The following is a 25,584-nucleotide window of genomic DNA, read 5'->3' on the forward strand; positions in this document are numbered from 1 at the left end:
ATGATGCTTGTCGACAGTCATTGTCACCTCGACTTTGCCGACTTTGAACCGGAGCGTGATGATATTGTTCAGCGCGCTCTGGATGCCGGAGTTAGGCGCATGGTGACGATTTCCACGAGGGTGAAGAAATTCGATACGATCCGTGCGATCGCGGAAGCCTATGATTCCGTTTATTGCTCGGTCGGCACCCATCCGAACAACGCGCATGAAGAACTCGATATTACGGCTGATGATCTCGTGCGTCTTTCGGAACATCCGAAGGTTGTCGCCATAGGCGAGGCGGGTCTCGATTATCACTACGACTATGCCCCACCGGAAGCGCAGCGCCAAGGTTTCCTCGTACACATCGAGGCGGCGCGTCGGACTCAGTTGCCGTTAGTCATTCATGCCCGCAGTGCGGATGAGGATATGGCCGAGATACTGGAGCGTGAGACGGAGAAGGGCGCTTTTCCGTTTATCCTGCACTGCTTCTCTTCCGGTCGTGCTCTGGCTGAAAAGGGCATCGCGCTCGGCGGTTATGTTTCTTTCTCAGGGATTCTGACTTTCAAGAACTCACCGGAGATCCGCGAAATAGCGACCATCGTTCCGCGTGACCGCCTGCTGGTGGAAACGGATGCGCCGTTCCTTGCTCCGTTGCCGCACCGGGGCAAGCGTAACGAACCGTCTTTCGTGCAGCATACGGCGGCCGTGCTGGCTGAGACAATTGGCGTGAGCAATGACGAAGTCGCGCGTATCACGAGCGACAATGTGTTCAGGCTGTTTTCCAAGATGCCTCGGCCTACACTGGCATTGTAAGGGGGGAAGATTGAGCGTGACTCCCCCCAAAAATTGCCTGCGTTTCACGGTTCTGGGCTGTGGTTCGTCGCCCGGAGTGCCGCGTATCAATGGCGATTGGGGCAGTTGCGATCCCAATAATCCGAGAAACAAACGTCGTCGCGCATCGCTATTGGTTGAGCGATTTGACGATACAGGTAACAGCACAACAGTTGTGATCGATACCGGGCCGGATTTCCGTGCTCAGATGATTGATGCAGGCGCACACAGCCTCGATGCGGCTGTTTATACACATCCGCATGCTGACCATATTCACGGTGTCGACGATCTTCGCACATATGTCGTTGAAAATCGTCGTCTCATGGATGTCTATGCCAATCGATTGACGCGGAACCGGCTCTTCGAGGCATTTGGCTATTGTTTCGAAACACCTGCCGGATCGAGCTACCCGCCGATCCTCAGCATGCACGACATTGCTCCGGAGACGCCGTTTTCCATATCGGGAGCGGGTGGCCCAATCCGCTTCGAGCCGTTTAGTCAGGTGCACGGCGATATTGAATCGCTCGGCTTTCGTATCGGATATGTTGTTTATTGCACCGATGTGAGCGCTTTCCCTGAAACAAGCCTCAAGTATTTGGGCGGGGCCGACGTGCTCGTCATCGATGCATTGCAATACCGCCCACATCCAAGCCATTTCTCGCTTGGCGAAGCGCTGGAATGGATCGAGAAGCTGGCGCCCAAGCGCGCCATTCTCACGCATATGCACGTTCCACTCGATTACGAGACCGTCATGCGTGAGACACCGGGCAATGTCGAACCGGGATATGATGGGCTCCGCTTCGAGGTACCGTTTTAGATTTTAGGCCATGAAGACAAAGCCCGCGATGAGATCATCGCGGGCTTTTCATTTGAAAGCTCTATGATTTAGCCCACCGCGCCCTTGGACGGGAACGGCATCACATTGCTACCCTCGACAGCTTTGGGCGCTTTGTCCTCCAGCATGAGGCCGCCAGCACGAAGAAGGTCGGTAAAGCGACCGCCGCGTGCGGCCAGTTCATCGAAGCTGCCGCTTTCGACCAGGTGGCCCTTGTCCATGAAAAGGACCAGATCGGCGGAGCGGACTGTAGAAAGACGGTGAGCAATGATGAAGGTCGTGCGGTTGTGGCTGAGATCGTCAACCGCCTGCTTCACCTTCTCTTCGGTTTCAACGTCAAGCGCACTGGTGGCTTCATCCAGAACGAGGATCGGCGAATCCTTCAGGATTGCGCGCGCAATCGCAAGGCGCTGACGTTCACCGCCCGAAAGCTGTGAGCCGCGTTCGCCGACAACCGTATCGTAGCCATCGCTCTTGGCCAGAATGAAGTCGTGGGCTGCTGCGGCACGTGCTGCAGCATGCACTTCCTCATGCGTGGCGCTTTCGCGACCGACACGAATATTCTCCTCGACCGATCGATTGAACAGGCCTGCATCCTGAAAGACGGTTGCGATGGCGTGACGCAGCGAACGACGGCTGACGGTACGCGTATCTGTTCCGTCGATCGTGATGCGGCCAGCTGCCGGATCAAAGACGCGCTGCAACAGATTGATGAGCGTCGTCTTGCCTGCACCGGTTGGGCCGACGATGGCCACCGTCTGTCCCGGCTTGATTTCAAACGATACATCATAGACGCCCTGGCCGGAGTTCGGAAACTCGAAGGTTACATTGTCGAAAATGATGTCGCCCTTGACGTCGTTCAGGTCTGAGACGCTCTGGGGCTCCTGACGATCAGCCGTGGCATCTTCCATCTGAAAGAACTCTTCAAGCTTGGCGCGTGCCGTAACGGTCTGGTTGATGAAGGCGCTGATCTGGTCGAGACGACCGATCATCAGCTGTGCAAAGCCGATAAAGGCAATTACATCGCCGACGCGCATCTGGCCCTTGGTAACGAAGTAAGCGCCGAGAACGAGAACCACCACCATTGAGAAGGTCGATGCCATGCGGTTCAGGCCGCTGGCCAGCGCCCACCAATTGAGAACAGGAAACTGTACCTTCTCCAGGTTCTTGGCATAATCACGCAGAGATTGGGTTTCCGACGCGATGCGGTTATAGCTCTGCACAACCGAGACGTTGCTGATCGTATCGCTCACATGTTCGAACAGCTTGTGGTGATGCTTTTCGACAGCGGTCTGACCATCCTTGGTCTTGCGCATGACGAGCTGGCCAATCATCACATAGATGACACCGAGCACAATGAGCACCAGCGACATGCGCATATCCATGCTCATTGCAACCGGAATGAGCGTTGCCAGAGCAACCACGGTCGTCAGATGCTGGCGCATGAATTCGAGCCAGAGCGTGAAAAGCGAGTCTGTTGCGCGGATCAGCGTGTGGAGTGCGTTGGATGTACCGCGCTTCTGGTGCCACGAAAGCGGCATAGTGATGAGACGCTCATAAGAATCGATCATCACGCCCAGACGACGGCGGTGTGCGAGGCGGTCGGCTCCGCGCGCCACGAAGACTGCAGCAACGATGTTGAAGCCGCCAAGCGCAGCCCACATCGCAAGAGGCGAGAAGATGTCGCCCTTATCGGAGATAGCCTGAATGACCCGACCGAACAGAATAGGTTCGGCAAGTGTGACCAGGGCAACCAGCACGCTGGCGACACACATGGTAATCGTTGCAGTCTTTTCGACCGCAAGGTATTCCATGGCTCGCCAGTAGATTTTGAGCAATGACACTTTCGCACTCCCGCTCGTTCTATTTCACGGGACTAAATGGTATAGCCCCTTAGTTCTATCAATATCTGATGACGACAAGAAGTGGCGATTGGGTGTCAAGATCGACCATAAATTAAGAACGTGTGTAACCGAGTGTGAAGATTCAGTAGTCGAAATGGAATTCTTTAGGGATTGCTGGACCAGTTTCGGCTAAAGCAGCCAAATTGCAGTTTTCAGGAATTCCGCCTAGCAATCGTCGGAACTCGCGTCTATTGACAGGACTTAATGACCGGCGCGCGCGTACGCACCGCAATAGCAAGAGTTGATCGGGTTTCTCCATGGCAGGCGTTGAACAGAAGATTGTGGATACAGGCGAGGCGGGCATGCGGCTCGACCGCTGGTTCAAGGTCCATTATCCGGGGCTGGGTTTCGGCCATCTGCAGAAGCTTCTGCGGTCGGGGCAAGTTCGTATCGACGGCTCAAGGGCCAAGGCAGATACGCGTATTCAGGCCGGACAGACTGTTCGTATTCCACCTCTTGGCGTCGATGAAAAGGCCGTCGGCCCGGTCACGGCGCGCACAATCCGCAGTCAGCAGGACGGCGACGTGCTTTCACAGATGCTTCTTTATGAAGACCCGAAAGTGTATGTTTTCAACAAGCCTGCAGGTCTCGCCGTGCAGGGCGGTTCAGGCGTATCGCGTCATGTTGATGGAATGCTGGAGGCATGGCGCAACAAGAAGGGCGAAAAACCGCGTCTTGTGCATCGTATCGACCGTGACACATCGGGCGTGCTTGTCGTTGCTCGTACGCGGGGCGCAGCGCAGGCGTTGACCACCGCCTTCCGTGAACGCGACACCAAAAAGACCTATTGGGCTTTGGTCAAAGGCGTTCCACGCAAGCGCGAAGACAAAATTTCCACCTGGCTGGTCAGGGAACAGACACCGGATGGCGACAAGATGCGTGTTTGCCAGCATGGTGAGCCGGATTCCGATCACGCTGTCTCATATTATCGCATCATTGAGAAGGCAGGGAACAATCTGACCTGGCTGGAGATGGAGCCTTATACCGGCAGAACCCATCAGTTGCGCGTTCATGCGGCCTATATCGGTCATCCTATCATCGGTGATCCAAAGTATTTTGAAGCTGACCAGAATTGGGAATTCCCGGGCGGTATACAAAAACGTCTGCATCTTCATGCGCGCCGTATTCGTATTCCAAACCCGTCGGGCGGTACTATCGATGTGACCGCGCCACTGCCGCCGCATATGGTTCAGTCGTGGAACCTGCTCGGCTTTGATGAGGAAAGTGCGGAAGATTAAAAATGTCAGGCGAAGCGGGGGGATCGTCCGAGGGACGAGTTTCGTTCGATGGACTGGCCATCATGCTGGTCATGTTCATCATGTTCAGCTGGGGGCTCAATCAGGTTGCCATCAAGATCGGCAATCGAGGGTTCAATCCCATGCTGATGGCAGCGGGGCGTGCTGCGCTCGGTGGCCTGTGCGTTTTTCTCTGGTGTTACTGGCGCCGTATTCCGCTTTTCAAGCGTGATGGCACGCTCTGGGCCGGAATTGCAGCCGGGCTGTTGTTCGGAAGCGAATTTGTCCTGATTTTTCTGGCGATGGAGCTGACGAGCGTGGGGCGCGTCACGCTCATGATGAACGTTATGCCGTTCTGGGTCGCTATTGGCAGTCATTTCCTTCTCGGCGAGCGGATGTCTGTCCGGGCCTTCGTTGGCATGTGTATCGCCTTTCTGGGTGTGTTTCTCGTCTTCTCCGATCATGTCAGCCGACCGGGGCCGCATGCGATCTATGGTGATATGCTGGCCCTGGTGTCAGGTGTGCTGTGGGGGCTTACCACACTGGTTATCAAGCGAACCCGGCTTGCCTATACGGCTCCAGAAAAGACGCTTCTTTATCAGCTGGTGGTCGCGACACTGGTGCCGCTGCCATTCATCGCGTTGAGCGGCCCATTGCTTCGTAGCCCGGATGTCTTGTCCATATCGGCGTTTCTCTTTCAGGCGATATTCGTGGTGGCTTTCACCTATCCGCTCTGGTTCTGGATGGTGCGCCGTTATCCGGCATCGAAACTTTCTAATTTCGCCTTTCTCACGCCCGCTTTCGGCGTGTTATTGAGCGGTCTGATCCTGAATGAGCTTCTGAGCTGGAAAATATTCGCGGCTCTTGCGCTGATTGGTTGCGGACTGATGATTATCAACAAGCCGGCAAAGGTCACCAACGCCCGATGAAACTGGTCCTTTTCGATTGCGACGGTACGCTGGTCGACAGCGGTGACTTCATTCACAGATGCATGGCTACGAGCTTCGCAGATGCCGGTCTGGAACCTCCCGGAATCGAGGAAACGCATTCGATCATCGGCCTGTCGCTGCATCTGGCTATTGCTAAGATTCTGGATCGCGAGCCGGATGAGCAGGTGCATTGGTTGACGCAACGCTACAAGGAAAACTTTGTGATGTTGCGACAGGCGCCCGATTTCACGGAGCCGCTCTACGATGGAATTATGCCGCTTCTGACGGAGCTCGGGGCGAGGGACGATCTTCTGCTTGGCATAGTGACCGGAAAATCCCAGCGTGGCGTCCGCTCTGTTTTCGAACGTCATGGCATCGGGCATCATTTCGTGGTGACGCGTACTGCTGACGATTGCCCGTCGAAACCACACCCGGCCATGGTGCTTGAATCCTGTGCGGAAATGGGGATGGAACCCAGCCAGACAATTGTTATCGGCGATGCTGTTTATGATATGCAGATGGCACGCGCGGCGGCGGCTATGGCGGTGGGCGTCTCCTGGGGGTATCATAACCGACAGGGACTGATTGAATCTGGCGCCCATCACATTCTGGACACGCCATCTGAACTCCATGCATTGCTGCAAGGTATGGACGAACAGGTTCTCTAGTTGTTGAGCCTTCCACCAAGTCAGCGACACTGAACTGGACAAATCTATGCGTGATATTTTGAGTGATCTTGAAGCAGGAAAGCAGCTTTCGGACGAAAACCCGATCGTGCGGGCACAAAAGCAGATGCTGGCGCAACTGCCTAAACGCTTCTACGAAAAGGCAGAAGTGGCGGAAGTTGAAGGCGGCTTTGCCGTCCATCTGGATGGTCGCCCTGTCAAGACGCCGGCTCGCAATCTGCTGCTGTTGCCGACCAAGGCGGCGGCCCAGATTGTAGCGGATGAATTCACCGCTCAGGAAAAGGTTATCGACCCGGGGAAAATGCCTGCGACCCGTCTCGTCAACACAGCGATTGACGGGATTGCGCAGGATCCACAGGCAGTTTTTGAGGACATTTTGCGTTTCGCGGGCACGGATATGCTTTGCTATCGCGCCGATAGTCCGCAGGAACTCGTTTCCCGGCAGACCGAGCAATGGGATCCGCTGATCGATTGGATGGAAGGCCTTGGCGCACGTTTTTCACTTGCCGAAGGTGTAATGCACGTTGAACAGCCTCGGGAAGCCATCGCGGCATTCGGTGTTCATCTGGCTGGTTTCAAAGACCCAATCGCGCTGGCATCACTGCATACAATGACGACGCTGACCGGGTCAGCGATTATTGCACTTGCTATCGCAAAGGGTGAAATAACAGCAGAGCAAGGCTGGAATCTGGCTCATATTGATGAGGACTGGACTATCGAGCATTGGGGTTCGGACGCGGAAGCCATAGAGCGGCGAGAAAACCGCGAAATTGAAATGATGATGGCGGCGCGCGTGCTCAAAGCACTTTAAATATCAGACTTATCGCATTGATCTAATAAAGAAACCCCGGCAATGCCGGGGTTTCTTTTGCGCGCGCAATCATCAAGTCTTGCGCGTCGTTCCCCTCGGTAAGAGCAAAAGAAATGGCGCGAACGCATTAACGCCCGCGCAGCTTTCTTAAACCGAGTAGTACATGTCGTACTCGACCGGATGCGGCGTCGTTTCATAACGCATCACTTCGGCCATCTTGAGTTCGATGAAGCTGTCGATCTGATCGTCATCGAACACGCCGCCAGCCTTGAGGAATTCACGATCCTTATCGAGCGACTGCAGTGCTTCACGCAGCGAACCGCAGACGGTCGGAATCTTCTTCAGTTCCTTGGCAGGCAGATCGTAAAGATCCTTGTCCATGGCCTGACCGGGATGAATCTTGTTCTTGATGCCGTCAAGACCAGCCATGAGCAGGGCAGCAAAGCACAGATACGGGTTTGCCGCCGGATCAGGGAAACGAACTTCCAGACGCTTGGACTTCGGCGAATTGCCGAATGGAATACGGCACGAAGCCGAACGGTTGCGAGCCGAGTAGGCAAGCAGAACCGGGGCTTCGTAACCCGGAACCAGACGCTTGTAAGAGTTGGTCGACGGGTTGGTGAAGGCATTCACGGCCTTGGCGTGCTTGATGACGCCACCGATGAAGTAAAGGCAGTTTTCCGACAGGCCGGCATATTCGTTACCAGCGAAGGTTGGCTTGCCTTCTTTCCAGATCGAGAAATGGACGTGCATGCCCGAACCGTTGTCACCGAAGATCGGCTTCGGCATGAAGGTTGCGGTCTTGCCATAGGCATTGGCAACCTGATGCACGACATACTTGTAGATCTGCATCTTGTCGGCGTTGCGGACCAGCGTATCGAATTTCACGCCGAGTTCGTGCTGTGCGGAAGCAACCTCATGGTGATGCTTTTCAACCGTGACACCCATTTCGGTGAGGACGGTCAGCATTTCCGAGCGCATGTCCTGCGCGCTGTCGATCGGCGGTACCGGGAAATAGCCGCCCTTGACGCGCGGACGGTGGCCGAGATTGCCTGTTTCATATTCAGTATCGTCGTTCGACGGCAGTTCGGTCGAGTCGAGCTTGAAACCGGTATTGTACGGGTCAGCCTTGTACTTCACGTCATCAAAGACGAAGAATTCAGCTTCCGGACCGACATAGACCGTGTCGCCGATACCGAGCGACTTCATGTAGGCTTCCGCCTTCTTTGCGGTCGTGCGCGGATCGCGGCCATAGGCTTCACCCGAGATCGGGTCAAGAATGTCACAAAGGATGACCAGCGTGGATTGAGCGAAGAACGGGTCGATATGGGCCGTCGTCGGATCCGGCATCAGAACCATGTCGGATTCATTGATGGCTTTCCAACCGGCGATGGAAGAGCCGTCGAACATCACGCCGTCGACAAACATTTCTTCGTCGACGAGGCCGATATCCATCGTAACGTGCTGCAGTTTGCCCTTCGGGTCGGTGAAGCGAAGGTCGACGAACTTGATGTCGTTGTCTTTGATTTGTTTGAGAATATCGTTGGCAGTCGTCATTTTAATTCCCTGTTTGCACGACGATGGATTGTACGCAGGTATTATCAGATTGCGTCCACGCCGGATTCACCGGTACGGATACGGATAACTTCTTCGATGTTGGAGACGAAAATCTTGCCGTCGCCGATGCGTCCCGTCTGGGCAGCCTTGCGGATGGCTTCGATGGCGCTGTCCACGGTTTCGTCTGCGACGATGACTTCAACTTTCACCTTGGGAAGAAAGTCGACGACATATTCGGCGCCGCGGTAAAGCTCGGTATGACCTTTCTGTCGTCCGAAGCCCTTGGCTTCGATGACAGTGATCCCCTGTAAGCCGACTTCCTGAAGGGCTTCCTTCACTTCATCCAGCTTGAAGGGCTTAATGATGGCTTCGATCTTTTTCATCAGAGAATGGTCTCCGCTCTTCTACGGAAATGGACATTGTGCCCGTTTCACCAATAGAGAAGCATGAAGTGTGCCAGTTTGAAGTCTGTATAAAAAATTTCTTCGATTTCGTTCATCCGCAGGCAGAGTGGCACTATTCATGACGCTTGTGCAAGCGGGACTCTGCTGACGGGTATGAAATAGGCACTATCATTCTGGTTTATCTGTCTAAAAATTAGTCATTGTGCATCAAAAGAGGGCAAGCTTGCATAAAGTCCGGTGCCGCGTATTTAATCACAATGAGACCCCGTATTGAGAAGGTACGCGATGTACGAGTTGCTGACCCCGCAGGAAATGGCAGAAGCGGATCGCCAGACGATCGAGGCTGGTATCAAGGATGGTTTCTCACTGATGCTTGCTGCAGGCCGGGCCGTCGCAGAGGTTGCACAGCGGATGTTTCCTCGCAATGCTCCAGTTGCTGTTCTGTGCGGGCCTGGCAACAATGGTGGCGACGGCTACATCGCGGCGCAGTTTCTCCTGGAAACGGGTTTGGAAGTTGTGTGCTTCGCATCCGCTCCCCCGAGGAAAGGCTCCGATGCCATGCGTGCGTCGTTGTTCTACAAGGGGCCTGTCTCGAACTTAGGTGAATTTTCGGTCGCGAGTTTCGGTGGCGTAATCGATGCATTATTTGGCGCAGGCCTCGCCCGCGATGTTCACGGAGCTGAAGGCGTTGCGATTGATGCTGTGAACACTTCTGATGTGCCGGTTGTGGCGGTTGATTTACCTAGCGGCATATCCGGTGAAAGCGGCCATATCCTCGGAACGGCGATCCGTGCACGAGCAACAGTTACGTTCTTTCGCAAGAAACCCGGCCATTTGCTACAACCGGGAAGGGCGCATTGCGGTGTACTTCATGCGGCCGATATCGGCATTCCCGATCACATACTCGCGGCGATCGAACCGCATGCATTCGAGAATGCTCCAGACCTTTGGGCAAGCGCCCTGCCAGTATCTGGCGTTGAGGCCCATAAGTATAGTCGCGGCCATGCAGCCGTGTTTTCCGGTGGCGCTCATTCGACAGGTGCTGCACGCTTATCAGCCCTCGCCGCGGCCCGTAGTGGAGCTGGTGCGGTAACACTTCTTTCTCCACCCGATGCTATGACGGTCAATGCCACGCATTTGACCAGTATCATGATCCGTGAAACCCGTGGTTTGAGGGATGTTCGACAGTTCTTTGCCGAACGTAAGGTCGCAGCAGCGGTACTCGGTCCGGGCTATGGAAATCCCGCGTTCGCGCGTGAGCACGCCCTGTTTCTCGCAAGCGGTGAGGCTGAGGGGTTTCATGGTTTGGTTCTTGATGCCGACGGGATTACGGCCTTTGAGCAGAATCCAGCTGAGCTTTTCGATAAGCGACAGGGCATAAAGACTGCTCTTGTGCTTACACCACATGAGGGAGAGTTCCGGCGGCTTTTTCCAGATATAGCAAAGAGTTCGACATCAAAGATCGAAAAGGCTCGCGAGGCTGCAAGGCGTGCTAACGCAGTCCTTATATATAAAGGTCCCGATACCGTGATCGCAGAACCGGGTGGTCTGGCAGTGGTCAATGCCAATGGAACCCCGCTGCTCGCCACTGCAGGATCAGGCGATGTCTTGACGGGAATTGTGTGCGGCCTGCTTGCTCAAAAGATGCCCGCATTTGCAGCGGCCTGTGCTTCCGTGTGGATGCATGCGGACGCTGCGCGACGCTTTGGCCATGGACTTATTGCGGAAGATTTGCCTGCTCAGATACCTGCTGTCCTGTCGGCATTGGTGCGATCCTCTCGCAATTAACGACCGGACGTCCGGCTGTTCTTGGTGCCGACATCAATCGTGATGCTTCCAGAGACCGAAACGTCAGTATTGCCAACACGAAAATTTTTCCAGTTACCGCTTGGTGCCTGTTCCGGTTCGGGAGCAGGCGGCGGGGCGGTCACAATGGGTTTTTGAGCCTGAACGCCGGGCAGTCCCGGCGATCCGTCGTTCGCAGACGCTGTTGATACCGTGGCTAAGAAAACAAAGCCAAATATAAGAAAACGCTGCGTAATCATTTACCATTCTCCCTTTATACGGGATCGGTGACCGCATCGATGAGCTGTTCGGCCATTTCGAGGGTGAACTCGTCAAAATGCGAAATCACACGGCTTGGATCGTAATGCTGCACGGGAAGATCGGTATACCCAAAGTCGACGGCAACAACGGGGATGCCTGCAGCTTTTGCGGTGTCGATGTCGGTTCGGCTATCCCCGACCATGATTGCCCGTTCACGATTGCCACCAGCCCGTACGATGGTCTCGGTGAGATGGCGCGGATCAGGCTTGCGATAAGCAAATGTATCGGCTCCGCAGATTGCAGCAAATCGTTCGGCTTCACCCATGGAAGTCAGGAGTTTTACCGACAAGGCCTCAAATTTGTTCGTGCAAACTGCCAACTCGTAGCCACTTGCCGAGAAGCGGTCCATTGCTTCCACAACGCCTGGGAAAAAGGTTGAATGTCCCGGCATGTGATCCGCATAATGTTCGCGGAACTCTTCCACGAGGTTGTCGAGCAGTGCTTCGTCAGCCTGTTTCTTCTGCGCAGCGAAAGCACGCTCGATCATGACGCGCCCGCCTTGCCCTACGAATCTGCGTAACGATTCACGATCTGCTGTTTTCAGGCCCGATATAGCGAGGCAGTGATTGAGACTGTCGAGAAGGTCTGGTGCTGTGTCGACAAGGGTTCCGTCGAGATCGAAAACGATGATGGGCTTGGGGTTGGCAGCAGACATTAGCTTCTCGTGTGTGAAATGGGGAATAAGGAAGTCCTATCTGATTGTCGACTTCGGCTCAACCTCGCGATCGGGATGCGCTCTAAAAACCGAAATTCTGCGTCATAGTTCGAATAGGCGCTTTGTTGTGCCGCGTCCGCATGCTAGAGGCGAACCGGACCACAATGAGAATCCGCAGGGGAATATCGGGAATTCAAGTATGGACGAAGCTCGCAAGCTGAAAATCGCAGCAGCCGCAGAAGCGCTCACGCACGTCAAGGACGGAATGCGTCTGGGGATTGGTACTGGTTCGACAGCCGAGGAATTCGTGCGCCTGCTTGCCGACAAGGTAAGCAACGGCTTCAAGATCATTGGAGTGCCTACTTCCGAACGCACCGCAAAACTTTGCGAGGAACTCGGGGTTCCGCTTACGACGCTCGATGAAACGCCTCATCTCGATCTTACCGTGGATGGTGCCGATGAAGTCGATACCAACCTTTCGCTCATCAAGGGCGGCGGTGGAGCGCTTCTTCGTGAAAAGATCGTGGCTGCGGCATCTGACGCAATGATCGTTATTGCCGACAGCTCAAAGGTAGTTGAGGCGCTTGGGCGTTTTCCACTGCCTATAGAAGTCAATCGCTTCGGTCTCGGTGCTACCATGCACGCGATTGAAGAGGCAGCTGCGAAGTGTGGTCTTGCAGGCCCACTGGCACTGCGTTTAAAAGATGGCTCACCCTTCGTAACAGATGGTGGGCATTATATCGTGGATGCATCTTTTGGCCGCATTCCCGATCCAAAGACACTATCTGACGCTCTCTTCGCAATTCCAGGCGTTGTCGAGCACGGACTTTTCATCGGACTGGCGCGTGCGGCAGTGGTTGCCGGCAACGACGGCATCCGCACCATGAACCGGTCTTGAACTGATTGAACGGAGTACTGACCTTATGATCCCGGCAACTGGCTTTCGCCGTCTGATTGCACCGTTTTCCGCGCTCGTACTGATGTCGGGCATTCATGCAGCTTCGGCACAGGAAATCACTGAAGCTCATCTGGAAGCTGCCCGTGCTGCTATTTCTGCGATTAGTGCTACTGAGCAGTTCGACGAAATTCTGCCGAACGCAGCGCGCTCCCTCAAGGGTGAACTGATCCAGAAAGATCCGAATCTGGAAGCCCTGATCACGAAGACTGTCGATGACAAGGCTCTCGCTCTTGCTTCCCGTCGTGCCGATCTCGAAACCGAATCCGCTCGCGCCTATGCAAAAGCGTTTTCCGAAGACGAACTCAAAGCCATAGCAGCATTCTATACGTCGCCCGCAGGCAAGAAGCTCCTGTCCGAAGGCCCGATTGTGACGCGCGAAGTCGTGAAAGCAGCAAATATCTGGCAGAATGGCATCGCCCGTGATCTGGCGACCGGCGTAGCTGAGGTTCTGGCGGCACAGGCTGGCGCTGCTGCAGCTCCGGCACAGCCTGCGCAGCAGTAATTTTTGCGGTAACGAGGAATTTGAAAGCCCGGTCCCTTGGCCGGGCTTTTTCTTTTGCTTACATAACAGCCAACCTAATTTCTATTGGAGAATCCCATGACCGGCTTCGACTATGATCTTTTTGTTATCGGCGGCGGTTCTGGCGGTGTTCGGGCAGCGCGTCTCGCTGGGGCCATGGGCAAAAAGGTCGGTCTTGCAGAAGAATATCGCATGGGCGGAACCTGCGTTATTCGTGGCTGCGTACCGAAGAAACTCTTCGTCTATGCTTCGCAGTTTCCTGAGCATTTCGAGGATGCAGTCGGCTATGGTTGGGAGGTCGGCACATCGACGTTTGACTGGAAAAAGCTGATCGATGCCAAGGACAAAGAAATTGCCCGGCTTGAAGGGCTCTACACCAAGGGCCTCCAGAATTCCGATGTCGAAATTTTTGCCAGCCGCGCCGAATTGATCGATGAACATACTGTCGAGCTGAAGGCAGACGGTCGTCGCGTTACTGCAGACCAGATATTGATTGCGACCGGCGGTCATCCGAGCATGCCCGAATCTATGCCTGGACATGAATATTGCATCAGCTCCAACGAAGCGTTTCATCTCGCTGAGCTGCCGAAAGCGATTGCCATTGCGGGTGGCGGATATATCGCTGTTGAGTTCGCGAACATATTCCACGGCCTTGGCGTCGAAACGACACTCGTGTATCGAGGCAAGGAAATCCTCTCCCGTTTCGACCCGGACTTGCGCCATCTTTTGCATGAAACCATGGAAGCAAAAGGTATCCGTATCATTTGCGAAGCGGTTTTCGAGAAAATCGAGAAGCAGTCCGACGGTAATCTGAAAATCGCGTTGAACAATGGCGATACATTGGAAGTCGGTCAGGCAATGATGGCGATCGGGCGCAAGGCCAACACGACGGGTCTTGGGCTAGAGAGAGCTGGCGTCAAGATGGATGAGCTTGGCGCAATTCCGGTCGATGATTATTCGCGTACCAATGTCGCGAATATCTGGGCCGTCGGTGATGTTACGAACCGCGTCCAGCTGACGCCGGTGGCAATTCACGAAGCCATGTGCTTTCTCGAAACGGCGTTCAAGGACAATCCGACGAAGCCCGACCATGAATTGATTGCGACGGCGGTGTTCTCTCAGCCAGAAATTGGCACGGTCGGTTTGCCGGAAGATGAGGCTGCGAAGAAGTATCCGGAACTTGAGGTTTACCGAGCGCTGTTCCGCCCTATGAAGAACACGCTTTCCGGCCGCAATGAAAAAATGCTGATGAAGCTCATCGTTGATGCCGCGAGCCGCAGGGTGGTCGGGGCGCATATCATGGGGCCAGATGCCGGTGAAATGGCTCAGCTTCTGGGTATTTCCCTCAAGGCTGGTGCGACCAAGGATGACTTCGATCGCACGATGGCGGTTCATCCGACTGCGGCCGAAGAACTGGTCACCATGTACAAGCCGACCTATCGCGTCGTGAATGGTGAGAAAGTCGGCGGCTAACTCTTTCGCGACCGGTTTCTCCGGTTAACGATTATTGCTGGCATAAAGTCTCGGCCTGCATTATATCAGCGCGACCACGCAGGCCGGTTTTCCGGGGCAGGCTGTCATCTTTGTCAGATGCGAGCTGTCCGTTAAAGGATTCCAGCATTCGTGTAAGGAGGATATAATCCGAGAGAAATCGAGCGGATAGAAGCAAACAGGTGCTCAAATGACGAAGAACTGGACCCCGCATTCCTGGAGAAACAAACCGATCAAGCAAGTGCCGTTTTATCCGGACGCACAGGCTCTGAACGACGTTGAGGCTCGTCTTCGCACCTATCCGCCGCTGGTTTTTGCAGGTGAAGCACGCAAGCTCAAGCAGCAACTGGCTGAAGTGGCGGAAGGCAAGGCATTTCTGCTCCAGGGCGGCGATTGTGCCGAAAGTTTTGCTGAACATGGCGCGGATAACATCCGCGACTTTTTCCGCGTCTTTCTTCAGATGGCCGTTGTACTCACATTCGGTGCGTCGAAGCCCGTCGTGAAGGTCGGTCGTATCGCCGGTCAGTTTGCCAAACCACGTTCATCGGACATGGAAACGCTGAATGGTGTGGAACTGCCGTCCTACCGTGGTGATATCATCAACGGTATCGAGTTCGACGCGGCATCGCGCATTCCCGATCCGCAGCGTCAGGACATGGCATATCGCCAGTCGGCGGCTACGCTTAACCTGCTGCGGGCATTCGCCCAGGGCGGTTACGCTAATCTGGAGAACGTTCACCAGTGGATGCTCGGCTTTGTCGGCAAGAGCCCGCAGGCAGAGCGCTATGCAGCTTTGGCGCAGCGTATTTCCGAGACCATGAACTTCATGCGTGCAATCGGGATCACGGCTGACAGCAATCATTCGCTGCGTGAAACCGATTTCTACACCAGCCATGAAGCGCTGCTTCTTGGCTTTGAAGAAGCGCTGACTCGTGTGGACTCGACGTCCGGCGACTGGTACGGCACGTCCGGCCACATGATCTGGATCGGTGATCGCACACGTCAGGCTGACCATGCGCATATCGAATACTGCCGTGGAATCAAGAATCCGCTCGGTCTCAAGTGTGGGCCGTCGCTGCAGCCGGATGATCTCATCCGCCTTATCGATCTTCTGAATCCGGAAAACGAAGCAGGGCGCCTGACGTTGATTGCGCGCTTTGGCTACGACAAGGTTGGTGATCATCTGCCGCAGCTTATCCGTGCTGTCGAGAAGGAAGGTCGCAAGGTCGTATGGTCATGCGATCCTATGCACGGCAATACGATCACTGCCGGTGGCTACAAGACGCGTCCGTTCGACCGTATCCTCAAGGAAGTGGAGTCCTTCTTCGCGATCCATCGCGCTGAAGGATCGCATCCGGGTGGTATCCATGTCGAAATGACCGGCAAGAATGTGACGGAATGCACGGGCGGCGCGCGTGCGATCTCGGCAGAAGATCTGCACGATCGTTACCACACGCATTGCGATCCACGTCTCAACGCCGATCAGGCACTGGAACTCGCGTTTTTGCTGGCCGAACTCCTCAAGAAGGAGCGCGATGCCGGTGCGGACAAGCAGGTTGCGAGTGCCTGACCGGCTTCCAACATTCTAGAGCTTGCAGGGCGGAGGTTTCGATCTCCGCCCTGTTGCATTTCGGGGAAACTCACCTATTGATTGCCTTGGAGCGGCATGTGTCTGAATGGATGCATAAAGGACGCTTTATGCTTTCAGAAAATTGGCTCTGATTTTCGGGCCAAGCTGTAACCAATTTGATTGAGGGTAATGATGCAGCGCATTTTCCTGGCCTTTCTTAATTCCATGCGAGCACTGAAGTACCTCGCAGGACATGAAAAGGCCGTCCAACAGGAGCTTGTGCTGTTTCTTCTGTCTCTGCCGGTGGCTTTTTTCCTTGCGCCGACATGGCTCGCTTTCCTCTTCATGACTGGCTCGATCTTGTTTCTCATCCTCGTGGAAGTGTTGAACACTGGTATCGAGGCAACGTGTGATGCCGTCTCGCGGGATTTTCACAAGGAAATTCAGATTGCGAAGGACTGCGGTTCTCTTGCTGTTCTGATTTCCATTGTGTTCGTCGTCGCGATCTGGGGCTATATCCTCGCCAATACCTATTTGGCCTGACAAACAGAGTAGTCTGTTGATTGCATCCGTTGCATTTGCTTGCCCAAGCGCGCTAAAGCTTGGGCATGTTAGCCTCTCATGAGAATCTTGCCATGCTCCGTATTGCCGTTGCGCAGCTTAATCCCATCATGGGCGATATCGCCGGAAATCTGACCAAGGCACGCGCGGCACGCGCTGAGGCGGCCAGGATGAAGGCCGATCTCATTTTGTTTACAGAATTGTTCATCTCCGGCTATCCGCCGGAAGATCTGGTTCTGAAACCATCTTTTCTTGCTGCGTGTGAAAAGGCTGTTCGTGCGCTGGCGAGCGACACTGCCGACGGCGGACCAGGCGTCATTATCGGCACGCCGCTTAGCCGTGAAAGCGGTCTGCACAATTCTATCGCAGTTCTGGATGGCGGCGAGATCATTGCCGAACGGTTCAAGGTCGATCTGCCCAACTATGGCGAGTTTGACGAGAAGCGCGTATTTCAGGCAGGCCCAATGCCTGGGCCAGTCAATTTCCGTGGTGTTCGCATCGGGATTCCAATCTGTGAAGATATTTGGGGCGAACTCGGTGTGGCGGAAACGCTGGCTGAGAGCGGCGCAGAGATTTTGCTCGTACCGAATGGTTCGCCTTATCATCGTGCGAAGATGGACCGGCGCCATCAGGTTGTCCTGAAGCAGGTGATCGAAACCGAGTTACCGATGGTCTATGCCAATCAGGTTGGCGGACAGGATGAACTGGTTTTCGATGGTGGATCGTTTGCATTCAACACTGACCGGTCGCTCTGTCTGCAAATGCCTCAGTTTGAGGAGCAGATCACGCTGACCGTTTGGCGTAGAGAGAATGACGGCTGGCGCTGTGACGAAGGCGAAAAGGCTAATCTTCCTGAAGGGCTTGAAGCTGATTATTCCGCCTGCATGCTGGGCTTGCGGGATTATGTGAACAAGAACGGTTTTAAGGATGTGGTGCTCGGGCTTTCGGGCGGTATCGATTCGGCAATCTGCGCGGCTCTCGGCGTCGATGCGTTGGGTAAGGATCGCGTGCGCTGCATCATGCTACCTTACCGTTATACATCCGATGAATCTCTGAAAGACGCGGCCGATTGTGCAAAAGCGCTCGGTGTTCGGTACGATATTGTTCCGATCTCTGCGCCAGTTGAAGGCTTTCTTGAAGCGCTCCATCCGCTGTTCGAAGGCACCGAGAGTGGCGTTACCGAAGAAAACCTGCAAAGCCGCGCACGCGGCACCATTCTGATGGCTGTTTCAAACAAGTTCGGTTCGATGGTTGTCACCACCGGCAACAAGTCTGAAATGTCGGTAGGCTATGCGACGCTTTATGGCGACATGAATGGCGGGTTCAATCCGATCAAAGACGTCTACAAGATGCAGGTCTATGCGATGTCGGAATGGCGCAACAGCCATGTTCCGAACGGCGCACTCGGACCATCGGGTGACGTGATCCCGCACAACATCATCTCCAAGGCGCCGTCTGCTGAACTGCGTGAAAACCAGACGGATCAGGATAGTCTGCCACCTTATCCGGTTCTGGACGATATTCTTGAATGCCTTGTCGAAAACGAAATGAGCAACACCGAGATTGCTAAACGCGGGCATCCGCTCGAAACCGTTCAACGGATCGAACATTTGCTCTATCTGGCTGAATACAAGCGCCGACAATCGGCGCCCGGTGTTAAAATTACCAAGAAGAATTTCGGACGCGATCGCCGCTACCCTATAACGAACCGCTTCCGCGACCGCTGAAAGACAATAAGATGACAGTAACCGTTCGTTTTGCTCCGTCGCCGACGGGCTATATCCATATTGGTAATACGCGCACTGCGCTTTCAAACTGGCTTTTCGCACAGAAGAATGGCGGCAAGTTCATTCTGCGCTATGACGACACCGATGTTGAACGCTCCAAAGAAGAATACGCACAGGCAATCGCAGTCGATCTTGACTGGCTCGGTGTCAAACCTGATCGCGTCGAATATCAGTCGAAGCGTTTTGATGTTTATGGCAAGGCGGTAGAGAAGCTCAAACAGGCTGGTTTGCTTTATGCTTGCTATGAAACGGCTGATGAATTGGAGCGTCGCCGCAAACTGCGCCTCGCACGTCGTCTGCCGCCGGTATATGGCCGTGAAGGTTTAAAACTCACTGACGATGAGAAAGCTGCGTTTGAAGCCGAAGGGCGCAAGCCGCACTGGCGTTTCCTGCTGCCAAATTTCGAGGCTGATCCGTTCGAGACCCAGCGCACGGAGGTTCATTGGGATGACCTTGTTCGGGGCCCGCAGACTGTCGATCTGGCCTCTATGTCCGATCCTGTGCTGGTGCGTGAAGACGGCACTTATCTTTATACCTTGCCGTCGGTGGTGGATGATATTGATCTCGGTGTCACGCACATCATTCGCGGTGACGACCACGTAACCAACACCGGTGTGCAGATTGCTATTTTCGAGGCACTGGGGGCCAAGGCTCCGGTTTTTGGGCACCACAATCTACTGACGACAATTTCGGGCGAGGGGCTTTCAAAGCGAACCGGCGCACTGTCTGTAGGATCGCTGCGCGACGCCGGGTTCGAACCGATGGCAGTGGCCTCGTTGGCGATTTTGATCGGCACCTCGGAAAATGTTTCGGCGGCACCCAATATGGAAAGTCTCGCCGGACGTTTCGATCTGGCATCCATATCGAAGTCATCGGCAAAGTTCGATCCTGCGGAACTGGACACGCTCAATCGTGCCCTGTTGCACGAGATGCCGTTTTCAGAAGCCCAGCCACGTCTGGCTGCCATGGGCATTTGCGGCGAGAAGGCTGAGCCGTTTTGGCAGGCGGTGCGAGGAAATCTCGACCGCTTCAAGGATGCGGTACATTGGTGGTCTATCGTTGACGGTGATCTGCCAGAAACGCCGGACCTGTCAGAAGAGGATCGTGTTTTCCTGGAAGAGGCTTTTGCCCTTTTGCCACCAACTCCCTGGGATCATCAGACATGGAAAGTCTGGACCGAAGCAGTGAAGGCTGCAACTGGGCGCAAGGGCAAGAACCTTTTCATGCCCTTGCGACTGGCGCTTACGGGGCAGGCGCATGGGCCGGAGTTGGCTGACTTGCTGGTGTTGATTGGTCCGGAAAGAACCCTGACCCGACGACCCTGACTTTTGCGTTTGCCGTATAGGGGCGTTCCACAGGCGGTGTCGTTGCGACAGGTGCAACATAGGCTGGTGTGGTATTCGAGGTCTGCACCGTTGCAGATGACGTGTAATCCACTTTCTCTGTTTCGACAGGAGCGGGAGTTTCATAGGCAGGCAATGCAATTGAGTTGGCCATCTCGGCGCTCGGCTTGGCGATGCCTCTGGACTTCCGCTGTGGTACGTGGAGAGTTTTCGACTGAGGTTTCTTAGGGGACACCACCCAGGAGGCCTTGCACGATTTGACATGTTTGGACGCAGACGGACGTCCGGCAAGCGCCATATTCAGCTCATTGGCGCGTTCGCGCAAAGTCTGTGTTTCGGTTGCCAGATGATCTGTTCTGGTCAGCAATTTCGTGCACTGTGCGGATTTGACAGCAGGTGTAAATAGGCTCCCGACGCAACGATTCTGAGCCGAGGTCTTTCTCATCTGAGAAAGCTCTGCTTCCTTGTGATCAAGGAGTGACTGGGTGACGCGGAGTTGCTTCTTAAGCTGTATCTGCTCGGCAGGCGTGCATAATTCTGGAGGGCGTATAGTTGTACAGCCAGCCAATATTCCCGAGAATATCAAAACTACTGAGTAAGTCAGTGATCTATTAGAATTAATTGAAATAAAAGACATGATAACCTCGATAACGATGCTGGCGATATCATGTTTAAAAAATATAGTAAATTAAATACTAACGGCGAGTATATCTAAATATACTCGCCGTTATTTAAACTTATGTTATAATTATCTAACTTAGTTGTTGTTAAATTACTTCTTCTTGCGAAGAGTCTCTCCTGATTTTTGCAAGGCTTCAACAACTGCCAGTGCTGTCATATTGACGACGCCACGCGAGGTGACGGATGGCGTCAGAATATGTGCCGGACGTGCCGCGCCGAGCAGGATTGGACCCACGTGCAGCGCATCTGTAACCATTTTGACTACGTTCAGCGTGATGTTTGCAGCGTCAAGGTTGGGGAAGACAAGAAGATTGGCTTCGCCCTTCAGGCGCGAATTGGGGAACACACGATCGCGCAGAGCCTGAGAGAGAGCAGAGTCGCCGTGCATTTCGCCATCGGATTCCAGCTCAGGTGCCTTCTCGGCAAGAATTGCCGCTGCTTCACGCATCTTTTCGGCGCTGGCTGATTCTTTCGACCCGAAATTCGAATGGGATACTAGGGCAGCCTTTGGCTCAATACCGAAGCGGCTGATTTCCTTTGCGGCAAGAATTGCCATTTCGGCGATCTCGTTCGCGCCCGGTTCGACGTTGACATAAGTGTCTGTGAGGAAGAGGGCGCCACGCTGCGAGATGAGCAGGCTCAAGGCGGAATAGTCTCGGATACCGGGAACCTTGCCGATAATCTGCCGTACGACACGGAGGTGACGTTCGAAGCGACCTTCAAGACCGCAGATCATGGCGTCTGCTTCGTCGCGCATAACCGCGAGAGCGGCAATTGCGGTCGAGTTCGTGCGCACGATGGTGCGTGCAGCTTCCGGTGTGACGCCCTGCCTGCCGGTGTAGGACAGATAAAGGTCTACATAGTCGCGATAGCGCGGATCGTCTTCCGGATTGATGAGTTCGAAATCCGTTCCCGGACGAATCTTGAGGCCGTAGCGGCGCAAGCGTGTTTCGATAACCTGCGGGCGTCCGACGAGAATCGGAGCTGCGATACGCTCTTCAATGACTACCTGAGCAGCGCGGAGCACGCGTTCATCTTCACCATCTGCATAAATGACGCGCTTTGGTTTTTCCTGTGCGCGGGCGGCAGCAAAAACCGGTTTCATGATGAGGCCGGAGCGGAAGACGAAGCGGTTCAGACGATCGAGATAGGCTTCCATGTCTTCGATCGGGCGTGTTGCTACGCCTGTTTCCATGGCCGCTTTGGCCACTGCCGGGGCGATACGCAGAATCAGGCGCTGATCGAATGGCGATGGAATGATGTAGTCTGGTCCGAAAGTGGGTGTGTCGCCGGAATAAGCGCGTGCAGCGACATCCGAAGGCTCTTCGCGGGCAAGAGCGGCAATTGCGCGGACAGCCGCCAGCTTCATTTCTTCGTTAATTGCAGTCGCACCGACATCGAGTGCGCCGCGGAAGATATAGGGGAAGCAGAGAACGTTGTTGACCTGGTTCGGATAATCCGAACGTCCGGTGCAGATCATGGCGTCGGCGCGGGCCGCACGAGCCTCTTCCGGCATGATTTCCGGCTTCGGATTGGCAAGGGCCATGATGAGTGGCTTTTCGGCCATCTGTTTCAGAAGTTCAGGCTTCAGCACGCCAGCAGCCGACAGGCCGAGGAAGACGTCAGCACCACCGATGACATCGGCCAGAACGCGCGCGTCAGTCTTCTGGGCGTAAACTTCCTTCCAACGATCCATCAGCGTGTTACGGCCTTCGTAGACAACGCCTTCGAGATCACAGACCCAGATGTTTTCGCGTTTCGCGCCGAGATTGACGAGAAGATTGAGGCAGGCAAGGGCAGCAGCGCCAGCGCCCGATGTAACGATCTTGGCGTCCCCGATTTTCTTGCCGGCAAGTTCCAAACCGTTCAACACCGCCGAAGCAACGATGATCGCTGTGCCGTGCTGGTCGTCGTGGAAAACCGGAATGTTCATTTTCGCGCGAAGCTGTTCTTCAACTTCGAAGCACTCCGGTGCCTTGATGTCTTCAAGGTTGATGCCGCCGAAAGTCGGCTCTAAAGCGGCAACAACATCAACGATGCGACCGATTTCGTGCGCGTCGATTTCAATGTCGAACACGTCGATGTCGGCGAATTTTTTGAAAAGGACGGCTTTACCTTCCATGACCGGTTTGGAAGCAAGCGCACCAATGTTACCAAGGCCGAGAACCGCAGTGCCGTTTGACACGACGGCAACGAGATTGCCGCGAGCGGTGTATTCGGCGGCAGTTGCCGGGTCTTCGTGGATTGCGAGGCAGGGAGCGGCTACGCCGGGAGAATAAGCTAACGCCAGATCTCGTTGGTTGCCAAGTGGCTTTGTCGCCTGAATTTCCAGCTTTCCGGGCTTCGGATAACGGTGGAAGAACAGAGCTGCTTCATCGAAATCCGAACGGGAAGTGGAAGGTGTTTTCTTGGTCATGGTCGCATCGCTTTCCAAAATCTTTCGTGCAGGGCAAAAGCTCGTTTGCACGTGGAGGGTGCGGTATCCGCATACAGTTTCCGTACACGACTTCCGCACTCTGGGCCGTCATTGTTCTTAGTCTATCGGCTCAAATCTCAGTAGGCCCGTTTTCGAGAATGAGTTTTTCCAATTTTGCAGATCTATTATTTGATGCTGTTAAAACGCACTCTGATAGGCGCCGCCATCGATAACGAGATTCTGCCCGGTAATGAACCCGGAATGTTCCGAACATAGGAAGGCACAGGCCTGACCAAATTCCTTTGGCTGCCCGATTCTTCCGGCGGGAATTGCTGATGCTCGCTTTGCAGCTTCCGCATCCGCTGTCGTGCCGTTCTTCTGGGCTGAGAATGCAAAGCCATTGCGAAGGCGATCCGTGTCAAAGGCCCCGGGGAGGATGTTGTTGATCGTCACATTGGAGGCTGCAACCGTGCGGGCGACGCCAGCCAGAAATGCAGTCAGACCGGCGCGGGCGCCAGATGAGAGATCAAGCCCGGGAATGGGGGCGTAAACCGACGTCGATGTGATATTGACGATACGGCCGAAACGGCGCTCGACCATTCCGTCGATAACAGCTTTGATCAATTCTATGGGGGTGACCATATTCTGTGTCACACCCTGCAGGATCGCGTCGCGGTCGAGCAGGCGGAAATCCTTGAAGGCTGGACCGCCGTTATTATTCACGAGAATGTCGGGTGCAGGGCAGGCGGCAAGCAGTTTGGCTTGCCCTTCAGCAGTGGACACGTCGGCAACGACAGCATCGACTTTCACGCCAAATGTTTTGCGAATTGCTTCCGCGGTTGTGGCGAGAGTTTCTTCGTTGCGTCCATTGAGAACCAGATCGCAACCGGCTTCGGCGAGCGCCTCCGCGCATGCCCGTCCGAGTCCCTTGCTGGAAGCACACACAATTGCTTTTCGACCCTTCAGGCCCAAGTCCACGGCTCGATCCTCACATCTTGTTCAAGTTTTAGAGACATGCCACCAAGCGAGCAGTCCGATCAACCGGATTCTGGTTCACGGGCGCATATGTCCACCTTTTACCGGCAGAATATGCGTTCATTGCGAACAATATTTGGTGAAGTGCTATTCAAGCGGCGGCATGAATTCTGCCCTCGGGCGTATGAGCGATCCGCTATCAGCCTGTTCCAGTGCATGGGCGAGCCATCCCACAATGCGTGCGAGCGCAAACAGAAATAGCGGTGCGTCGGGCGGTAGATCATAGATTTCTGTAACGGCGGCGAGGGCGAAATCGACGTTTGGCTTTTCTCCGAGAATGTTCGCGGCACTTTGTTCCAGATCGCTATAGGAGGCAGGCAATTCCAGATGTTCCAATAGTGCGGCGGCGCGAATATCACCTGTTTCGCGGTAAAGCGGGTGGCCGAAAAAGTGAAACTGTGTTCCTTGCCTGAGCTGGCCCTTGATCGCTGCTTCTGCTCCTATTTGCCGGGTTTGCGTAATAATAGCCGCCGCCGCTGTAGCCGCTCGTCCATGTCGCGGGCCAATCAATGTTGATAATCCGGCGAGAACCGCAGCGGAAAGCGGTGTACCTGTAGACGCCGCAACGCGTGTAGCGAATGCCGATGCATTGAGTTCGTGGTCGGCCAGAAGCACAAGAATGCGCCGGATCACATCACTTGCCTGCGGCTTTTGCCAAGCCTGAGCAATGCGTTCATGCATCGGCATATTCGATGCGGAAACGCCAAGAACGGTATTGTGAAACAGTTGCAGCAGACCAAAAGCCTCTTGCTGCAGAATCGATGTTGAACGCCCCGAACTGGGTAGATCATTCGCAGCGCGAATACCAAGGACAGTAAACAGCCGTTCCAGAGGCGCAGTTTCGGTCTGACGAATGTTCAAGGTCGATTCGTTGTCACTCCTGATGATACCGTCGAAATCCATCTGCCACAGCAGTGCAGCCACTTCCTCCAGCGTCGCTGTTTCGGACAGCTCAGCAGCGTCGCAGCCGCGATAGAGCAAGCGGCCATCCAGGATGGTCGAAATGCCCGAGCGCATGATCGGCAGGCCCCAACGAATGGTGTCGGCGGCAACCACGCTATCTCTCTTGCGACCGGGACGCTTGCCAGCCAGACGATGGACATCCTCCGACCGATAGAGGCTGCGTCTCGGATCATCCGGCAATGGCTTGGAACGGATGCGGCCACGGCTCACATTTGCATAGAGAGTCTGCGGCTTTGTCTGGAGAACAGCGAGGGCTTCCTCCGCAGTTAGCCAGTCCATTATTGCCCCCTACATTGATCTATTTCGTCAAGATTGACGTCAACT

Annotated in this window: 22 protein-coding genes; 14 read left to right on the forward strand and 8 right to left on the reverse strand. The window is 54.7% G+C overall.

Translation table 11 applies throughout. The features are described from left to right. The first annotated feature begins 3 nt into the window (after positions 1-3). Positions 4-795, forward strand: a complete 792-nt coding sequence (locus FG152_RS21305; protein ID WP_010660027.1) for a TatD family hydrolase — start codon at positions 4-6, stop codon at positions 793-795. 16 nt (positions 796-811) lie between these two features. Beyond that, positions 812-1,630, forward strand: a complete 819-nt coding sequence (locus FG152_RS21310) for an MBL fold metallo-hydrolase (RefSeq protein ID WP_029924733.1) — start codon at positions 812-814, stop codon at positions 1,628-1,630. A 68-nt stretch (positions 1,631-1,698) separates the two neighbouring features. Here the strand turns inward: FG152_RS21310 and FG152_RS21315 are convergent, their stop codons facing one another. After that, positions 1,699-3,492: a glucan ABC transporter ATP-binding protein/ permease gene (locus FG152_RS21315; RefSeq protein ID WP_010660029.1), complete on the reverse strand. Its 1,794-nt coding sequence runs from the start codon at positions 3,490-3,492 to the stop codon at positions 1,699-1,701. Between the two features lie 317 nt (positions 3,493-3,809). On the opposite strand from FG152_RS21315, the gene FG152_RS21320 reads away from it, so the two are divergent. Genes FG152_RS21320 through FG152_RS21335 form a run of 4 tightly spaced genes read left to right on the forward strand, consistent with a single transcriptional unit; the run spans position 3,810 to position 7,213 of the window. Further along, positions 3,810-4,790, forward strand: a complete 981-nt coding sequence (locus FG152_RS21320) for an RluA family pseudouridine synthase (RefSeq protein WP_010660030.1) — start codon at positions 3,810-3,812, stop codon at positions 4,788-4,790. Positions 4,791-4,792: 2 nt separating this feature from the next. Beyond that, complete coding sequence (locus tag FG152_RS21325; protein WP_029924736.1) at positions 4,793-5,716, forward strand: DMT family transporter; 924 nt, start codon at positions 4,793-4,795, stop codon at positions 5,714-5,716. Then, positions 5,713-6,384, forward strand: coding sequence for an HAD-IA family hydrolase (locus tag FG152_RS21330; RefSeq protein WP_029924738.1), 672 nt, complete (start codon positions 5,713-5,715; stop codon positions 6,382-6,384). Before FG152_RS21325 ends, FG152_RS21330 begins: the two co-directional genes overlap by 4 nt. 46 nt (positions 6,385-6,430) lie before the next feature. After that, positions 6,431-7,213 carry an ATP12 family chaperone protein gene (locus tag FG152_RS21335; RefSeq protein ID WP_010660033.1) on the forward strand — a complete coding sequence of 261 codons (783 nt, stop codon included), beginning with the start codon at positions 6,431-6,433 and terminating at the stop codon, positions 7,211-7,213. Positions 7,214-7,360: 147 nt separating this feature from the next. On the opposite strand, the gene glnA is transcribed toward FG152_RS21335, so the two are convergent. After that, a complete protein-coding gene (gene glnA, locus FG152_RS21340) occupies positions 7,361-8,770 on the reverse strand; it encodes a type I glutamate--ammonia ligase (RefSeq protein WP_010660034.1) in 1,410 nt (469 codons plus the stop codon). 44 nt (positions 8,771-8,814) lie between these two features. Then, positions 8,815-9,153 carry a P-II family nitrogen regulator gene (locus FG152_RS21345; protein ID WP_002964122.1) on the reverse strand — a complete coding sequence of 113 codons (339 nt, stop codon included), beginning with the start codon at positions 9,151-9,153 and terminating at the stop codon, positions 8,815-8,817. 306 nt (positions 9,154-9,459) lie between these two features. Between FG152_RS21345 and FG152_RS21350 the strand changes: the two genes are divergently transcribed. Then, positions 9,460-10,962 carry an NAD(P)H-hydrate dehydratase gene (locus tag FG152_RS21350; protein ID WP_498988229.1) on the forward strand — a complete coding sequence of 501 codons (1,503 nt, stop codon included), beginning with the start codon at positions 9,460-9,462 and terminating at the stop codon, positions 10,960-10,962. Here FG152_RS21350 and FG152_RS21355 read toward each other — a convergent pair. Together FG152_RS21355 and FG152_RS21360 are read right to left on the reverse strand one after the other, a co-directional pair. Further along, positions 10,959-11,219 carry a hypothetical protein gene (locus FG152_RS21355; RefSeq protein WP_010660036.1) on the reverse strand — a complete coding sequence of 87 codons (261 nt, stop codon included), beginning with the start codon at positions 11,217-11,219 and terminating at the stop codon, positions 10,959-10,961. The two genes, FG152_RS21350 and FG152_RS21355, sit on opposite strands and share 4 nt — an antisense overlap. A gap of 14 nt (positions 11,220-11,233) precedes the next feature. Next, the gene (locus FG152_RS21360; protein ID WP_010660037.1) at positions 11,234-11,935 is read right to left on the reverse strand and encodes an HAD family hydrolase; all 702 of its coding nucleotides are present in this window, start codon (positions 11,933-11,935) and stop codon (positions 11,234-11,236) included. A gap of 199 nt (positions 11,936-12,134) precedes the next feature. On the opposite strand from FG152_RS21360, the gene rpiA reads away from it, so the two are divergent. The 7 genes from rpiA to gltX all read left to right on the forward strand — a co-directional run bounded on the left by rpiA (position 12,135) and on the right by gltX (position 20,147). Next, positions 12,135-12,833 carry a ribose-5-phosphate isomerase RpiA gene (gene rpiA / locus FG152_RS21365; RefSeq protein ID WP_010660038.1) on the forward strand — a complete coding sequence of 233 codons (699 nt, stop codon included), beginning with the start codon at positions 12,135-12,137 and terminating at the stop codon, positions 12,831-12,833. Between the two features lie 25 nt (positions 12,834-12,858). Then, positions 12,859-13,395, forward strand: a complete 537-nt coding sequence (locus tag FG152_RS21370) for a DUF2059 domain-containing protein (protein ID WP_010660039.1) — start codon at positions 12,859-12,861, stop codon at positions 13,393-13,395. A gap of 96 nt (positions 13,396-13,491) precedes the next feature. Next, positions 13,492-14,886 (forward strand): glutathione-disulfide reductase, encoded by a 1,395-nt coding sequence (gor, locus tag FG152_RS21375; RefSeq protein ID WP_498988234.1) that lies wholly within the window; start codon positions 13,492-13,494, stop codon positions 14,884-14,886. A gap of 208 nt (positions 14,887-15,094) precedes the next feature. Then, the gene (locus FG152_RS21380; protein ID WP_010660041.1) at positions 15,095-16,474 is read left to right on the forward strand and encodes a class II 3-deoxy-7-phosphoheptulonate synthase; all 1,380 of its coding nucleotides are present in this window, start codon (positions 15,095-15,097) and stop codon (positions 16,472-16,474) included. A gap of 192 nt (positions 16,475-16,666) precedes the next feature. Then, positions 16,667-17,017, forward strand: coding sequence for a diacylglycerol kinase (locus FG152_RS21385; RefSeq protein WP_010660042.1), 351 nt, complete (start codon positions 16,667-16,669; stop codon positions 17,015-17,017). Between the two features lie 65 nt (positions 17,018-17,082). Beyond that, positions 17,083-18,762, forward strand: a complete 1,680-nt coding sequence (locus tag FG152_RS21390; protein ID WP_433762275.1) for an NAD+ synthase — start codon at positions 17,083-17,085, stop codon at positions 18,760-18,762. An 11-nt stretch (positions 18,763-18,773) separates the two neighbouring features. Next, on the forward strand, positions 18,774-20,147 hold the full coding sequence (gene gltX, locus FG152_RS21395; protein ID WP_498988237.1) for a glutamate--tRNA ligase: 1,374 nt from the start codon (positions 18,774-18,776) through the stop codon (positions 20,145-20,147). Positions 20,148-20,937: 790 nt separating this feature from the next. Here gltX and FG152_RS21400 read toward each other — a convergent pair. The 3 genes from FG152_RS21400 to FG152_RS21410 form a co-directional block, all read right to left on the reverse strand. Continuing rightward, positions 20,938-23,262: an NADP-dependent malic enzyme gene (locus FG152_RS21400; RefSeq protein WP_029924749.1), complete on the reverse strand. Its 2,325-nt coding sequence runs from the start codon at positions 23,260-23,262 to the stop codon at positions 20,938-20,940. 198 nt (positions 23,263-23,460) lie between these two features. Then, positions 23,461-24,240, reverse strand: coding sequence for an SDR family oxidoreductase (locus FG152_RS21405; protein ID WP_010660047.1), 780 nt, complete (start codon positions 24,238-24,240; stop codon positions 23,461-23,463). Between the two features lie 144 nt (positions 24,241-24,384). Next, a complete protein-coding gene (locus tag FG152_RS21410; protein WP_043061856.1) occupies positions 24,385-25,539 on the reverse strand; it encodes a citrate synthase in 1,155 nt (384 codons plus the stop codon). Positions 25,540-25,584 lie beyond the last annotated feature (45 nt).

It is taken from the genome of Ochrobactrum sp. XJ1, from assembly GCF_024701725.1.
Classification (GTDB): Bacteria; Pseudomonadota; Alphaproteobacteria; order Rhizobiales; family Rhizobiaceae; genus Brucella; species Brucella anthropi.

Excerpts from the sequence above, each read along its gene's own strand:
- FG152_RS21305 (WP_010660027.1), top strand. The coding sequence starts at position 4 with ATGCTTGTCGACAGTCATTGTCACCTCGACTTTGCCGACTTTGAACCG.
- FG152_RS21320 (WP_010660030.1), top strand. The coding sequence starts at position 3,810 with ATGGCAGGCGTTGAACAGAAGATTGTGGATACAGGCGAGGCGGGCATG.
- FG152_RS21325 (WP_029924736.1), top strand. The coding sequence starts at position 4,793 with ATGTCAGGCGAAGCGGGGGGATCGTCCGAGGGACGAGTTTCGTTCGAT.
- FG152_RS21330 (WP_029924738.1), top strand. The coding sequence starts at position 5,713 with ATGAAACTGGTCCTTTTCGATTGCGACGGTACGCTGGTCGACAGCGGT.
- FG152_RS21335 (WP_010660033.1), top strand. The coding sequence starts at position 6,431 with ATGCGTGATATTTTGAGTGATCTTGAAGCAGGAAAGCAGCTTTCGGAC.
- glnA (WP_010660034.1), bottom strand. The coding sequence starts at position 8,770 with ATGACGACTGCCAACGATATTCTCAAACAAATCAAAGACAACGACATC.
- FG152_RS21345 (WP_002964122.1), bottom strand. The coding sequence starts at position 9,153 with ATGAAAAAGATCGAAGCCATCATTAAGCCCTTCAAGCTGGATGAAGTG.
- FG152_RS21350 (WP_498988229.1), top strand. The coding sequence starts at position 9,460 with ATGTACGAGTTGCTGACCCCGCAGGAAATGGCAGAAGCGGATCGCCAG.
- FG152_RS21355 (WP_010660036.1), bottom strand. The coding sequence starts at position 11,219 with ATGATTACGCAGCGTTTTCTTATATTTGGCTTTGTTTTCTTAGCCACG.
- FG152_RS21360 (WP_010660037.1), bottom strand. The coding sequence starts at position 11,935 with ATGTCTGCTGCCAACCCCAAGCCCATCATCGTTTTCGATCTCGACGGA.
- rpiA (WP_010660038.1), top strand. The coding sequence starts at position 12,135 with ATGGACGAAGCTCGCAAGCTGAAAATCGCAGCAGCCGCAGAAGCGCTC.
- FG152_RS21370 (WP_010660039.1), top strand. The coding sequence starts at position 12,859 with ATGATCCCGGCAACTGGCTTTCGCCGTCTGATTGCACCGTTTTCCGCG.
- gor (WP_498988234.1), top strand. The coding sequence starts at position 13,492 with ATGACCGGCTTCGACTATGATCTTTTTGTTATCGGCGGCGGTTCTGGC.
- FG152_RS21380 (WP_010660041.1), top strand. The coding sequence starts at position 15,095 with ATGACGAAGAACTGGACCCCGCATTCCTGGAGAAACAAACCGATCAAG.
- FG152_RS21385 (WP_010660042.1), top strand. The coding sequence starts at position 16,667 with ATGCAGCGCATTTTCCTGGCCTTTCTTAATTCCATGCGAGCACTGAAG.
- FG152_RS21390 (WP_433762275.1), top strand. The coding sequence starts at position 17,083 with ATGTTAGCCTCTCATGAGAATCTTGCCATGCTCCGTATTGCCGTTGCG.
- gltX (WP_498988237.1), top strand. The coding sequence starts at position 18,774 with ATGACAGTAACCGTTCGTTTTGCTCCGTCGCCGACGGGCTATATCCAT.
- FG152_RS21400 (WP_029924749.1), bottom strand. The coding sequence starts at position 23,262 with ATGACCAAGAAAACACCTTCCACTTCCCGTTCGGATTTCGATGAAGCA.
- FG152_RS21410 (WP_043061856.1), bottom strand. The coding sequence starts at position 25,539 with ATGGACTGGCTAACTGCGGAGGAAGCCCTCGCTGTTCTCCAGACAAAG.